Source organism: Caballeronia hypogeia, assembly GCF_001544875.2.
GTDB lineage: Bacteria > Pseudomonadota > Gammaproteobacteria > Burkholderiales > Burkholderiaceae > Caballeronia > Caballeronia hypogeia.
This window is the reverse complement of record NZ_FCOA02000001.1, coordinates 159,933-173,629: the sequence shown is the minus strand read 5'-3', so window position 1 is coordinate 173,629 and position 13,697 is coordinate 159,933. Positions and strand designations below refer to the sequence as shown.

Sequence of the window (13,697 nt, the reverse complement as noted above, 5' to 3'; positions counted from 1 at the left end):
TGACCATGAAATCAGATACTTGGGCCCCCCATGTAACGGTGGCGGCAATCGTCGAGCGGGACGGACGCTTTCTCGTCATCGAGGAGCACACGTCGGCAGGGCTGCGAATCAACCAACCGGCCGGTCATCTCGAAGCGGGCGAAACCCTCGTCGAGGCGGTGATCCGCGAGACGCTCGAGGAAACGGCGCATCGCTTCGAGCCCGAGGCGCTGGTCGGCGCGTACATGACGCACTTCGCGCGGCCGGGCGGCGATGTCACGTACCTGCGCTTCACGTTTTGCGGCAAGTCCGCTGGAGAAGAGACCGACCGTGCGCTCGACGAAGGCATCGTGCGCGCAATGTGGCTCACCGCCGACGAGTTGCGCGCATCGGCGGGGCGGCACAGGACGCCGCTCGTCATGAAGTGTGTCGACGACTATTTATCCGGGCGGCGCGTGCCGCTCGATTTCATTCATACGCATTCGGTCGCGCCGGTAGTGCGGGCTTAAACGCCTTTTCTTTTGCGCGACGAGCCGCATCTGGCGGATTCGGGATCAACGCGCGGTATTCATATGAGCAAGCGAAAGGTAGTGGTGGGCATGTCGGGCGGCGTGGATTCGTCGGTCACGGCATGGCTTCTGAAGGAACAGGGCTACGACGTCGTCGGCCTCTTCATGAAGAACTGGGAAGACGACGACGACGGCGAATACTGCTCGACCCGGCAGGACTGGATCGACGTGGTGTCCGTGGCGGACCTGATCGGCATCGATGTGGAAGCGGTGAACTTCGCGGCCGAATACAAGGATCGCGTGTTCGCCGAATTCCTGCGCGAGTATTCGGCGGGCCGCACGCCCAATCCCGATGTGCTCTGCAACGCCGAGATCAAGTTCAAGGCGTTCCTCGATCATGCGATGTCGCTCGGTGCGGAAACCATCGCGACGGGCCACTACGCGCGCGTGCGCGAGCATGAGGGGCTTTTCCAGTTGCTCAAGGCGACCGATTCGACCAAGGATCAGTCGTACTTCCTGCATCGGCTGAATCAGGCGCAATTGTCGAAGACGCTGTTCCCGCTCGGCGAAATTCCCAAGACCAAAGTGCGCGAGATCGCCGCGCAGATCGGCCTGCCGAACGCGAAGAAGAAGGATTCGACCGGTATCTGCTTCATCGGCGAACGGCCGTTCCGCGAATTCCTCAACCGTTATCTGCCGACCAAGCCCGGCCCGATGAAGACAGCAGAAGGGAAGGTCGTCGGCGAGCATATCGGTCTCGCGTTCTATACGTTCGGGCAGCGCAAGGGCATCGGCATCGGCGGAGCGAAGGACGGCAGCGGCGAGCCGTGGTTCGTCGCGGGCAAGGACATGGCGAGCAATACGCTCTATGTCGTGCAGGGCCACGATCATCCGTGGTTGCTGTCGCCGGAACTCGTCGCGGGCAATACGAGCTGGGTCGCGGGCTTCGCGCCAGAAGAAGGCGCAGCGTGCGGGGCGAAGACGCGCTATCGGCAGCAGGACGCGGCGTGCCGCTTCGCGCGTGCGGACGAAGGCCGCTTCGCGCTGCATTTCGACGACGCGCAATGGGCCGTGACGCCGGGGCAGTCCGCCGTGCTGTATCAGGGCGATGTCTGTCTCGGCGGAGGCGTCATCGAGCAGGCATCGGTTGGGCAGAATGCGGCGCAGGCGGCGGCCCTTTCGGCGGGGCGCTAGTCCGATACGGCGTCGGTTCGGAAAGAAAAAGCCCTGGCTTCGGCCGGGGCTTTTTCTTTCCGGCGCCGTCCTTCAAAAACCTATCGATCCGATAAAAGCTTTTTTGATACAAGCGTTTGACTGTCTATCTAGCGATAGATAAATTACGCAAGTCGCACGTGGATGGGGACATGGAAATGGACAGGAACACGGTACGCGAGGCGCTGCTTGAGCATGCCCAGACGCTGCTGATGACGCGCGGCTACAACGGTTTCAGCTATCGCGACTTGTCGGAGCGGGTCGGCGTGAAAACGTCGAGCATCCACTATTACTTCCCGGCCAAGGAAGATCTGGCGCTGGAAACCGTGAACGCTTACAGCGCGGACGTGATGTCGACCATCTACGCCATCGACAGCTCCGCTCCCGCCGACAAGAAGCTCGACCGCTATGCGAAGCTGTTCGGCCGGATCATCGGCGATGGCAATCAGATTTGCCTGTGCGGGATGCTGGCTTCGGACATCGATTCACTGCCTGAGAAGGTGCGGCACGCGGTTCAATCGTTCTACAAGGCGAACGAGAACTGGCTGGCCAAAGTGCTCGCGGAGGGCGAGGCGCAGGATACGCTCTACGCCGGCGGCAAGCCCGAGTCCACGGCGCGCGCGCTTTACGCGGCATTTCAGGGCAGCTTGCTGTCGAGCCGGCTGTTTCAGACCCGCGCGCGACTGGATGAAGTCGCGGACACGGTTCGGCGGTAGATAAGCCTGTGGATAACCATGTGAAAAAGCGCTGAATTGGCGGTTGATTATCTACTGATGAGTAGATAGATTTTGACCGGCAATTGAACTTCTAAGCGGGCCCGGATGGTTTCGTCCTTTGATATGTCCCGTTCTCGCAGCATTGTCGCAGTCGAACGCAGTGTTGGGCTCATCATATGGTTCGACCGTACGGATTCCTCTATCTAGTGATAGATGCAATTTGGCGGCTGATTTTTCTGAAATCTCATATTTTTCAGCCGATCTCTCGATGACAGATCGATACGCTCCCGCCGCGCGCGGGAGCACTCGAGCAGCAGATCAAACGGGCGCGGTATCGACGAACGACTGCCGCTGCGAGAGTCTGGCGAAATATTTGTCGAGACTCGGTTGCGCCTCGCGCCAGTTCAGCTCCGGCATGCGGAAATCGAGATAGCCGAGGGCGCAACCACACGCGATGTCCGCCAGCGTGAAGCGGTTCGCGGAGCACCATTGTTTCGCACCCAGGCCGCGCGCCATTGCCCGCAGGCCGTCTTCCACCTTGTGGCGCTGACGCTCGATCCATGCCTCGCTGCGATGCGCTTCGTCGCGCAGCACGCCTTCGAGGCGGATCAGCACGGCCGCGTCGAGCATGCCGTCGGCGAGCGCTTCCCAGCAGCGCACTTCGGTGCGTTCGCGACGCTCCTGCGGCAGCAGCTTGCCGACCGGCGTCAGCGTGTCCACGAACTCGCAGATGACGCGCGAATCGAACACGGCTTCCCCGTCGTCGAGAATGAGGCAGGGCACCTTGCCGAGCGGATTGTAGTCGTGGATCTTCGAATCCGATGCCCAGACGTCCTCGAGCACCAGTTCGCAGTCGATTTTCTTTTCCGCCATGACGATTCGTACCTTGCGGACGAATGGGCTGGGGCGCGAACCAATCAGTTTCATCATCTATTCTTTGCGGTTGATTCGGAATGCGGGCGACGACGATCTTAACCGGGCGCACCCGACGCATCGGCAAATTCGAGACAGCGGCGCGCGACAATGTCGCGAGCGGACAACATCACGCTCGCGAGCGCAACCTCACGCTTGTGAGAATTCGATGTGCGCCCGGCGCGAAGCCGGGCGCCGGAGCCGTCACTGCGCGCTGGCAGTCGCCGATGTGCTCGTGACCGGGCACGGCAAGACGGGCGCGACCGGGCTGCGCGTGCTCGCGCCGCCCCTGTTCTTCGCGGATGCGACCGGCGCGCCGGGCGCCGGAGGTGTCGCATGTAGTGCGCTCACGCTGCGCACGCCGGCGGAGATCGCCGAGGCGAGTTCGTCGACCGCCTTGCGATGGCCCGCGACGAGCGCGTCGTAGCCCGAACCGACGCGTTCCCGCGCGACCGTCCTGCAGGTCAGCACCGAATCCGATCCGGCGGCGCGCACGCTCCACACGGCATCGAGCAAGGCCTGCGAGCCCGGCCAGGACTCGAAGCGCTGCACGTTCACCTTCACGCGATACACCGGCACCGAAGCGGGACGCGGCGTGTTGTACACATCGATCGCGCCGAGCTGCTGCGTGAGATCGGCGGACAGCGCGCGCCGCACTTCGTCGCCCGGCAGCGACGCCCAGCGTTCTTCTTCCAGCACCTGCACCTGCGCGGGACTCGTCTGCACCACCAACTGATTCTTCGCGACCTGCTGCGGCATGTCGACGGGCGCGAGCTCGAAATAAAACGATGGCGCCGTGGACGGCGTCGGGCGCGCATCGTCGCCGCCGAGCGTGTAGAAACGGCTCGTCGGCGAAGCGCAGGCTGCGAGCATCGCGGCCGCGCCCAAAGTGATCAACGCGCCGAACTTCATGGTTTGTCTCCCGATTTACCGCGCAGCAACGATTCCGGATGGCGTTCCAGATAATCCGCCAGCGCATTGAGCGATTGCAGGGTGCGCGTCAGTTCCTGCAGCGCCTGATGCACGTCGGACTGGAGCGGCGAATCCTGCTGCAACGTGGATTGCGCGTCGCCGAAAGTCTTTTTCGCCTGCGTGAGGGTGTCGCGCATTTCCGGCAACACTTCGCGGTCGAGCTTGTCGAACAGCGCGTTGGCGTTCTTCAGCGAGCCGTTCAGGTTCGTGCCGATCTCGTCGAAAGGAATCTTGTCGATCTTGCGCGCGATGTCGGCGATCTGCAGCTGCAGCTCGTCGAGCGTGTTCGGCACGGTCGGCAATTCGAACGGATCGGCGCTCACGTTCACCTTGACGGGCGCCGCTTTCGGGAAGAAGTCGAGCGCGATGTACAGCTGGCTCGTCAGCAGATTGCCGGTACGCAACTGGCCACGCAGGCCGCGCTTCACGAGCAGTTCCAGCATGTCCTGGCTCGCCACCGAACCTTGCACCGGCAACGCGTTCTTGGCGCGCCTGCCGAGGCGATCCGGATAGAGATCGATCGTGACCGGCATCAGGAACGAATGCGACTTCGGATCGTATTGCACGCCGATGCCCGTGACCTGCCCGAGCACGATGCCGCGGAAATCGACCGGCGCGCCCACCGAAAGCCCGCGCAGCGACTGATTGAAGTTCATCACGACATGCACCGCCTGGCCGTCCGGATCGCGCATCGCGTCGGCCTGATCGCCGGCCAGACGGAAGGTCGCGTTGTTTTGCGCCTGCGGGCCGGACTGCTGATTCGGCGGCGTCTGGAACGCGATGCCGCCGAGCACGACCGTCGCGAGCGACTGCGTGTTGAGCGTGAACCCGCTCGAATCGAGGCGCAGGTCGACGCCGCTCGCGTGCCACCAGCGCGAGTTGGTGCCGACGTACTGATCGTAGGGCGAGGTGACGAACACTTGCAGGGTGACGCCGGTGCCGTCCTTGTCGAGCGAGAACGCGACCACCTGGCCCACCTGAACGCGCCGGTAATAGACCGGCGAGCCGATATCCAGCGAGCCGAGCGACTCGCCGTGCAGCGTGAAAGTGTGGCCCTTCTGATCGCCGGTGACGGCGGGCGGCGTCTCCAGGCCGACGAAGTAGGTCTGGTCCTCGGTCGACTTCCCGGCATCGACGCCGATGAATGCGCCGGACAACAGCGTCGAAAGCCCGGTCACGCCGCTCGCCGCCACGCGCGGACGCACGACCCAGAAGCGCGTGTCCTTCACGGCGAAATCGGTGGCTTCCTTGGTGAGCTGCACGTCGACCAGCACGCGCGAATGATCCTTCGACAACGTGATGGTCTTGACCGTGCCGATATCGACGTCCTTGAACTTCACCTTGGTCTTGCCGGGCTCGAGACCTTCCGCGCTGACGAAGCTGATGGTGACGGTCGGCCCGCGGCTCGACACCGTTTTCACGACCAGAATCACGCCGATCAGCGCCGCGACCAGCGGAATGACCCACACGAGCGAAGGGAGCCAGCGGCTGCGCGGCTCGATCACGGGCTCGGGCAGGTTCGGCGGCAGGCCGCCTCCGCCCTGGCCGCTGTTGCCGTTGCCGCTGTTTGCGGGCGGGGCGGGCGGCGCGGGCTGCTTCGGGTCGTTCGGACCTTGGGCGCTAGTCATATTTCTTTCCTGACGGTTCGATGTTGTCCCAGATGAGGCGCGGGTCGAATTGCATAGAGGCGATCATCGTGAGCACGACGACCGACGCGAACGCGAGCGCGCCCGGCCCCGGCGTGATGACGGCGAGCGACTTGAAGCGCACGAGCGCGATGGTGAGGGTGATCACGAAGACGTCGAGCATCGACCAGCGGCCGATGCCTTCGACGATGCGAAACAGCGTGGTGCGCTGACGCGGCCGCCATGTGGAGCGTCGCTGCACGGTGATGGTGAGAAAGGCGAGCGTGACGAGCTTCAGCATCGGCACCAGAATGCTGGCGATGAAGATGACCGCGGCGAGCGGATAGTCGCCGTCGTTCCAGAACAGCGCGACGCCGCTCATGATGGTGTCGTCCTCGGAGCCGAGAATCGACGACGTGTGCATGATCGGAAAGAGATTCGCCGGAATATAGAGAATCGCTGCGCTGATGAGCAGCGCCCACGTGCGCACGATGCTGTCCGGATGGCGCCGATGCACGACCGCGTCGCAACGCGTGCAGCGTTGCTTCTCGACGGTATGAGCGAGCGGCTGCACGAGCCCGCACGCGTGACAGGACACGCAATGCGCGCGCGACGCCGTAGTGTAGGCCGCGCTTGCGTATGGCTCGCCGGTTTTCGGATCGATGGAATCGCTCACGATTTCTGCCTCGCGTCGGAGTGGATGCGCGTCGCGCGTCTGGCTTCGCGTGGGCCGAGCCGGCTCGCGATGTCCCACAGCGCGCGCGGATCGAAACTCACGACGACGGCGAACATCAGCGTCAGCGCGCCGAACGCGAAAAGCGCCGCTTCGGGAATCACGCGCGCGATACTGACCATCTTCACGAGCGTGACCAGCACGCCGAGCATGAAGACTTCGATCATTCCCCACGGGCGCACGAACTGGATGCCGCGCAGAAGCCCGTTGAAGCCTGGCGGCACATAGCCCGCGCGCAGCGGAATCAGCACATAGAGCAGCGCAAGCAGTTCGCACAGCGGAAAGAGAATGGTCGAGCAGAAGACCAGCACGGCCATGATCTCCATCTGCTCGTTCCACAACGCGACGATCGCGCCGATGAGCGTCGTCTCCGAGGTAAGGCCATTGGCGTCCAGCTCGACGATGGGAAAGCCTTGCGCGATCACGAACGTGACGAGCGCGGCGAGCGTCATGGCGCAGATCTTGTCGAGATTCGACGAAATGCTTCGGTAAAGCAGCGACCCGCAGCGTGGGCATTTCGCCGACGTGCGCTGAGGCAGCTCGCGTTTTTGGAAAAGCGCGTCGCATTCGTGACACGCGATCAGATCATCCGGTTCGTTTGCGTTCATGAACGAGGCCCGAGGCTTGTCGAGCATAGAATTCGGGCGCCGCCAGAACCGGCTCCGACGGAGCTTAGCAAGCAGCGGGCCAGCGCGTTTGGTAGCAGCATGGTATCAAATGACGCGTTTACGGCGGTTCGTGCGGCAGGCTTCCTCGCATGCGGAATGAAATCGCCGTTTCGCTCGTTAATACGTCAAGGCCGTAATCGATCAGGGTTCGAGTCGCATAGTCGTGCCTTCATCGACCGTTGCACGCGTGGAATAGTTCGTTGCACACGTGGCACACGAGCTCGGCGCGAGCGGCATCGAGTACCCGCAAAGCCCCGTCTCATAAGGCTTTTTCGACCTTGCGCAGCCCTTTCGAGCGGCGCTGGCAAATGCACCGCGTTGCTGTAGCATGGCGGCCGTGAATATGTGTCGCCCGTCGAAGGCGGTCCGGACGGCATCGAACCTTGGGATGAAAGCACTATGGAAAGCAGCGCACGCATCGCGACGACAGCGCCGGCGCAACGATACAGCGCCACGGCGATCGGCCTTCACTGGCTGATCGCATTGTTGATCGTATGCGGGTTCTATCTCGGCTGGATCATGACCGACATTCCGGGCATCACGCCGACGAAGCTCCGCTACTTCTCGTATCACAAGTGGATTGGCGTGACGGTATTCGCGCTCGCCGTGCTTCGGCTCCTCTGGCGCGTCTCGCATCCGGGCCCGGCGATGCCCGAGGGCATGCCGCGCTGGCAGCAGGGCGCGGCGCATCTGACGCACTTTCTGCTTTATGTGCTGATGCTCGTCATTCCGGCTTCGGGCTATCTGTACAGTTCGGCCGCGGGCTTGCAGGTGGTCTATCTCGGCGTGCTGCCGTTGCCGACGATCATCGGTCCGGACAAGGCGCTCAAGGCGACGCTGCGCATCGTGCATATCGTGCTGAACTATACGCTGCTGTTCTTCGTCGTGATGCACGTGCTCGCCGCGCTCAAGCACCATTTCGTCGATCGCGACGGTTTGCTCGGACGCATGTTGCCGTTTCTCAGATAAGCGTCCCGATTGTTTCCTGGTCGTTGGCAGGGCGTTTCCCGGCGGCTGATTGTTCTCGCGTTCTTTTGATTTCCAATAGCGGTTTATTTCCGATGCCGGTTTATGACCGTTCGAACCGTTTGAATAGGGCACACATGAAAGTGAAACTGAATCGCTGGATGATGGTTACGGCGGCGTCGCTCGCCATGGTCGCGGCGGCGCACGCGCAAGTGGACATGAGCAAGAGCACGGTCATTGCCACGTCGAAGCAGATGAACGTGCCCACCGACGGCAAGTTCAACAAGTTCACCGCGCAGATCGCGTTCGATCCGGCAAAGCCCACGGCGGGCACGGCGAACATCACGATCGATACGGGTAGCTACGACCTCGGCGACGACGACTACAACAAGCAGGTGCGTGGCGCCGAATGGTTCGACGCGGCCAAGTATCCGACCGCGACCTTCGTGTCCAGCACGATCGCGCCGGCCGGCGCCAACAAGTACAACGTGACCGGCAAGATCACGATCAAGGGCAAGTCGCAGACCGTCACGGTGCCGGTCACCGTCACGCAGCAGGGCGCGACCGAGACCTTCGACGGCGTGCTGCCCGTCAAGCGCTCCCAGTTCGATGTCGGAACGGGCGAGTGGAAAGACACGTCGATCGTCGCCGACGATGTCGCCATCAAGTTTCATATCGTCGCCGCGAAGAAGTGAGTGGCGCGTTCAAACCCATCTCACGCATGGTTTGCGTATCTAGTCAGGAGAAGAACTTGAAAAAGCTTTCGATCATCGCTGCGGGCGCGCTCGCGCTGGGTCTGTCCGTCAGCGCATTTGCGGCCGACACGTACAAGCTCGACCCGAACCACACCTATCCGAGCTTCGAGGCCGACCACTTCGGCGGCATCTCGACGTGGCGCGGCAAGTTCAACAAAAGCAGCGGCGAAGTCGTGCTCGACCGCGCGGCCAAGACCGGCACGGTGAACGTGACGGTGGACATCGCTTCGGTGAATACGGGCAACGAGAAGCTCAACGAACATCTGCAAAAGGCCGAGTTCTTCGATGTCTCGAAGTACCCGACGGCGGAGTACAAGGGCACGTCGATCAAGTTCGACGGCGACACGCCGACTGAAGTGGTCGGTTCGCTGACCATGCACGGCGTGACCAAGCCGCTGAATCTGAAGATCGAGCACTTCAAGTGCTTCGTGAACCCGATGATGAAGAAGGAAGTGTGCGGCGTCGAAGCGACGACGACCTTCGATCGCGCCGACTTCGGCATGGACTGGGGCAAGTCGTATGGCTTCAGCACGAAGACGGTGCTGCATATTCAGTCGGAAGGCGTGAAGCAGTAAGCGCTTCAAAACGCATCGAGCGGTATGAAACCGCCTCGCGCGTCGTGCGCGAGGCGGTTTTTTTATGCGGCGGGCCGGCCGCGCGAGATCCGCCGATCGCACCGCGGCTGGCCCGCAAACGGTGAGCATCCAATCTTCGACCATGGATTCGCGGTTCGGCGTCCCGTCGAACGCGGCGGCGCACTATCTGATCAATGGTGCGATCGTCAAGAGCGGTTCCCCTGCAAAAATAGCAGTCACCTAGAACGGCGATGACGTCGAGATGACCCGCTTCGCCGCAGACGGCAGTACGCCCGTAGCAACCGTGCGTAGCACGAGCTACATGGCCGTCAAGCTGACCGGAGCTATTTCCGGTTTCCCAGACGAGTTGTTCAGGCGCACCGACGTGGGCGCGCTCACGAACACGATCAATGGAGCGCGGCTATACGACGCGAATGCGCAATGGCAGTCTGGCGCCGCGTATTTGAAGGAAACGGTGCGGTTCGTCGGCGATACCGTGCGGCTCGACAATTGCACGTTCGCCCAGCCAACAAGCAGTGACGTGCTTCCGTGCGAGAGCAGGGCGTCGAGGCTGGAAGATTTCTTTCCCCACTTGAGTCTTCTCGACGGCAAGAGATATACGCTTGACGACGGCCGGATCATGACGCTTGCTGGCAAGCGTGCATGGGTGGCCGGCGCTCAAGACGATCAGGCCGCCGTGTCAAGCCGCGTGTATTTCGAAAGTGAAGGGCGAATCTTCAGTGCGCTCCTGATGCGCGATGGCGCTTCGCCGAGTGCAACGCAGCCGGGCAGCACAGTATCCAACAACTCCGTTATCTACTTGAACAGCGCAGCCGTGAATTCAATCGCGAAAGCGATCACGTTCTGAGCGGCTCCAAAGCAAAACGGCCGGTCTTCCCAGACCGGCCGTCTTTTCACGTCCTCTTGAACCGTAGCGCAGCGCTCAAACCTGCGCGCCCGCGTTCGGATCGTTCGGGTCGTACTTGTCCTTCTTGTCCTTCACGAGGTCCTCGCGCTTCACGCCGAACCACATCGCCAGTGCCGCGGCAACGAACACCGACGAATAAATGCCGAACAAAATACCCACCGTCAGCGCCAGCGCGAAGTAATGCAGCGTCGGGCCGCCGAAGAAGAACATCGAGAGCACCATCATTTCCGTACAGCCGTGGGTGATGATGGTACGCGACATCGTCGAGGTAATCGCGTGGTCGATGACTTCCTTGACGGTCATCTTGCGCTGCTTGCGGAAGGTTTCACGAATCCGGTCGAAGATAACCACCGACTCGTTCACCGAATAACCGAGCACCGCGAGAATCGCCGCCAGCACCGAGAGCGAGAACTCCCACTGGAAGAACGCGAAGAAGCCGAGAATGATCACCACGTCGTGCAAGTTCGCGATGATGCCCGCCACCGCGTACTTCCATTCGAAGCGGAACGACAGATAAATCACGATGCCGATCACCACGCACGCGAGCGCGAGCAGGCCATTCGTCACCAGCTCCTTGCCTACTTGCGGTCCCACGAACTCGACGCGTTGCAGGTTCACCTGCGCATCTTCGGCCTTGAGTGCGGTCATCACCTGATCGCTCTGCTGCGCCGAGGTCAGGCCTTGCTTGAGCGGCAGACGGATCAGCACGTCGCGCGAGGTGCCGAAATTCTGCACCTGCGCGTCGGCATAGCCGAGCTTGGCCATGCTCGCGCGAATCGGCTCGGGCGAAATGGCTTGCGGATACTGCACCTCGACGACCGTGCCGCCGGTGAACTCCACCGACAGATGCAGGCCCCGATGCACGAGGAAAAACACGGCCACGAGGAACGTCACGAGCGAAATCACGTTGAAAATCAACGCGCGCTCCATGAACGGCAAGTCGCGGCGAATACGGAAGAATTCCATTTTCTAAATCTCCGGACGCAGCGGTTTCAGCGGGACTGGCCCGGCTTTTGTTGATCGATGCCCGGGCCCGAGCGACGGCGCACGGTCGGCTTGCCGGTGCGCGCGGGCGCCTGCTGGGCCGCCTGAGCGCGCGGTGCGGGCGCGGCGGTCTTCGTCTTGCCCTTCGCGGTCTTCACGATTTCGTCGACGGGCGATTCGTCGCCGCGCTGCGCCGCGAGATAGGCGGCCGCGGCAGCTTCGGCGTTGGTGCCTTCCGGGCGCCACACCTGGCCGATCGCCAGCGTCTTGAGCTTCTTCTTGCCGCCGTACCACAGGTTCACGAGGCCGCGCGAGAAGAACACCGCCGAGAACATCGACGTAAGAATGCCGATACAGTGCACGACCGCGAAGCCGCGCACCGGACCGGAACCGAACGCGAGCAGTGCGAGACCGGCGATCAGCGTGGTCACGTTCGAGTCCAGAATGGTGGCCCACGCGTGCTTGAAGCCTTCCTGGATCGCGGTCTGCGGCGGCGCGCCGTTACGCAGTTCCTCGCGGATACGCTCGTTGATCAGCACGTTCGCGTCGATCGCCATACCGAGCGCGAGCGCGATAGCCGCAATGCCAGGCAAAGTGAGCGTTGCCTGCAGCAGCGAAAGCACCGCGACCAGCAGCAGCAGGTTCACCGACAGCGAGATCATCGAGAACAGGCCGAACAGCAGGTAGTAGGCGATCATGAAGACGGCGATCGCGGCGAAACCGTACTGCACCGAATCGAAGCCCTTCTTGATGTTGTCCGCGCCGAGGCTCGGGCCGACCGTACGTTCCTCGATGATGTCCATCGGCGCGGCGAGCGAGCCCGCGCGCAACAGCAGCGCGAGGTCGGTTGCGGCCTGCGCGCTGCCCTGGCCGGTGATCTGGAAGCGGTCGCCCAGTTCGGACTGGATGTTCGCCACCGTCAGCACTTCACCCTTGCCCTTCTCGAACAGCACCATCGCCATCGGCTTGCCGATGTTGTCGCGCGACACGCTCGCGACCGCACGGCCGCCGGCCGAGTCGAGGCGGATGTTCACCGACGGACGCTGATGATCGTCGAAGCCCGTCGATGCGTCGATGATGCGGTCGCCGGTGAAGATCACCTGCTTGCGCACCAGCACGCGACGGTCGCCCTGCTTGAACGCTTCGTCGCCCGGCGGAACGGGATCGTTCGGACCGATGTAGGTATTGACCGGATCGGCGAGACGCGCTTCGAGCGTCGCCGTGCGGCCGATGATGTCCTTCGCCTTCGCCGTGTCCTGCACGCCCGGCAGCTCGACCACGATGCGGTCCGCGCCCTGTTGCTGGATCACCGGCTCCGCGACGCCCAGTTCGTTGACGCGGTTATGCAGCGTCGTGATGTTCTGCTTGAGCGCGCTGTCCTCGACCGCCTTCTGCGAGCCCGGTGCGAACGTGCCGACCACCTGGAAGCCGTCGCCGCCCTGACGCGTCGTCCATTGCAGTTCGGCGACGCCGGTCTGCAACAGCGTGCGCGCATTGTCCGCGGCCGCCTGATCCGAGAAATTCACGACGACCGATTGCCCAACGCGGTTCACGCCGCCGTCGCGGACGTTGCGGTCGCGCAGATAGGTGCGCGCGTCCGATGCGTCCGAGTCGAGCTTCTTGTTGAGCGCGCCGGCCATGTCCACTTGCAGCAGGAAGTGCACGCCGCCGCGCAGGTCGAGACCGAGGTACATCGGCAGCGCGTGCATGGCCGTCAGCCAGGCCGGCGAGGCGCTCTGCAGGTTCAGCGCGACGATGTACTGCGGGTCGGTCGGGTCGCTGTTGAGCGTCTTGCTGAGCAGGTCCTTCACGCGCAATTGCGTGTCGGTGTCTTTAAGGCGCACGCGGATGTTCGCGTTCAGCTGCGAATTATCGAAGCTGACTTCGTCGGCTTTGATGTTGTTCGCGGCGAGCGCGCCTTCGACGTTCGAAAGCGTCGTCGAATCGAGCTTGACGGTCGCCTTGCCGCTCGACACCTGAACGGCCGGCGCCTCACCGAAGAAATTGGGCAGCGTGTACACGAGGCCGATGACGAGCGCCACCAGCATCACGACATACTTCCAGAGGGGATAACGATTCATGGGGATGGCCGACCGGAAAGTTGGCTTCGGGGGAGAGAGCGTCCGGCGATGTGCGCGATGAGCCGTTCGGAAGACTCGGGTG

14 protein-coding genes are annotated in these 13,697 nt (G+C 62.6%); 7 read left to right on the top strand and 7 right to left on the bottom strand.

From position 1 onward, the window contains the following. Nucleotides 1–5 precede the first annotated feature (5 nt). The 3 genes from AWB79_RS00755 to AWB79_RS00745 all read left to right on the top strand — a co-directional run bounded on the left by AWB79_RS00755 (nucleotide 6) and on the right by AWB79_RS00745 (nucleotide 2,416). Entirely contained in the window at nucleotides 6–488 is a 483-nt protein-coding gene (locus tag AWB79_RS00755) for an NUDIX hydrolase (RefSeq protein WP_061165472.1), read from the top strand. Nucleotides 489–551: 63 nt separating this feature from the next. Further along, nucleotides 552–1,682, top strand: coding sequence for a tRNA 2-thiouridine(34) synthase MnmA (mnmA, locus tag AWB79_RS00750; RefSeq protein ID WP_061165471.1), 1,131 nt, complete (start codon nucleotides 552–554; stop codon nucleotides 1,680–1,682). A 176-nt stretch (nucleotides 1,683–1,858) separates the two neighbouring features. Continuing rightward, nucleotides 1,859–2,416, top strand: coding sequence for a TetR/AcrR family transcriptional regulator (locus AWB79_RS00745; protein ID WP_096031496.1), 558 nt, complete (start codon nucleotides 1,859–1,861; stop codon nucleotides 2,414–2,416). A gap of 318 nt (nucleotides 2,417–2,734) precedes the next feature. Here AWB79_RS00745 and AWB79_RS00740 read toward each other — a convergent pair whose 3' ends face one another. From AWB79_RS00740 to AWB79_RS00720, 5 genes are all read right to left on the bottom strand, one after another. Continuing rightward, nucleotides 2,735–3,346: a glutathione S-transferase N-terminal domain-containing protein gene (locus AWB79_RS00740; protein ID WP_198398953.1), complete on the bottom strand. Its 612-nt coding sequence runs from the start codon at nucleotides 3,344–3,346 to the stop codon at nucleotides 2,735–2,737. A gap of 186 nt (nucleotides 3,347–3,532) precedes the next feature. Beyond that, complete coding sequence (locus AWB79_RS00735) at nucleotides 3,533–4,240, bottom strand: PqiC family protein (protein WP_061165469.1); 708 nt, start codon at nucleotides 4,238–4,240, stop codon at nucleotides 3,533–3,535. Further along, the gene (locus AWB79_RS00730; RefSeq protein WP_061165468.1) at nucleotides 4,237–5,928 is read right to left on the bottom strand and encodes a PqiB family protein; all 1,692 of its coding nucleotides are present in this window, start codon (nucleotides 5,926–5,928) and stop codon (nucleotides 4,237–4,239) included. The genes AWB79_RS00735 and AWB79_RS00730 overlap by 4 nt, the downstream gene beginning before the upstream one ends. Then, nucleotides 5,921–6,601, bottom strand: coding sequence for a paraquat-inducible protein A (locus AWB79_RS00725; RefSeq protein WP_061165467.1), 681 nt, complete (start codon nucleotides 6,599–6,601; stop codon nucleotides 5,921–5,923). The genes AWB79_RS00730 and AWB79_RS00725 overlap by 8 nt, the downstream gene beginning before the upstream one ends. Further along, the gene (locus tag AWB79_RS00720; RefSeq protein ID WP_061165466.1) at nucleotides 6,598–7,266 is read right to left on the bottom strand and encodes a paraquat-inducible protein A; all 669 of its coding nucleotides are present in this window, start codon (nucleotides 7,264–7,266) and stop codon (nucleotides 6,598–6,600) included. Before AWB79_RS00720 ends, AWB79_RS00725 begins: the two co-directional genes overlap by 4 nt. A gap of 459 nt (nucleotides 7,267–7,725) precedes the next feature. Between AWB79_RS00720 and AWB79_RS00715 the strand changes: the two genes are divergently transcribed. The 4 genes from AWB79_RS00715 (at nucleotide 7,726) to AWB79_RS00700 (ending at nucleotide 10,490) form a co-directional block, all read left to right on the top strand. Next, nucleotides 7,726–8,295, top strand: coding sequence for a cytochrome b (locus tag AWB79_RS00715; RefSeq protein ID WP_061165465.1), 570 nt, complete (start codon nucleotides 7,726–7,728; stop codon nucleotides 8,293–8,295). Nucleotides 8,296–8,429: 134 nt separating this feature from the next. Continuing rightward, on the top strand, nucleotides 8,430–8,987 hold the full coding sequence (locus tag AWB79_RS00710) for a YceI family protein (RefSeq protein WP_061165464.1): 558 nt from the start codon (nucleotides 8,430–8,432) through the stop codon (nucleotides 8,985–8,987). Between the two features lie 26 nt (nucleotides 8,988–9,013). Beyond that, the gene (locus AWB79_RS00705; RefSeq protein ID WP_374728514.1) at nucleotides 9,014–9,622 is read left to right on the top strand and encodes a YceI family protein; all 609 of its coding nucleotides are present in this window, start codon (nucleotides 9,014–9,016) and stop codon (nucleotides 9,620–9,622) included. A 322-nt stretch (nucleotides 9,623–9,944) separates the two neighbouring features. Further along, nucleotides 9,945–10,490: a hypothetical protein gene (locus AWB79_RS00700; RefSeq protein ID WP_157695673.1), complete on the top strand. Its 546-nt coding sequence runs from the start codon at nucleotides 9,945–9,947 to the stop codon at nucleotides 10,488–10,490. Nucleotides 10,491–10,565: 75 nt separating this feature from the next. On the opposite strand, the gene secF is transcribed toward AWB79_RS00700, so the two are convergent. Next, the gene (gene secF, locus AWB79_RS00695) at nucleotides 10,566–11,516 is read right to left on the bottom strand and encodes a protein translocase subunit SecF (protein WP_061165461.1); all 951 of its coding nucleotides are present in this window, start codon (nucleotides 11,514–11,516) and stop codon (nucleotides 10,566–10,568) included. A 26-nt stretch (nucleotides 11,517–11,542) separates the two neighbouring features. Next, the gene (gene secD / locus AWB79_RS00690; protein WP_061165460.1) at nucleotides 11,543–13,615 is read right to left on the bottom strand and encodes a protein translocase subunit SecD; all 2,073 of its coding nucleotides are present in this window, start codon (nucleotides 13,613–13,615) and stop codon (nucleotides 11,543–11,545) included. Between the last annotated feature and the right edge of the window lie 82 nt (nucleotides 13,616–13,697).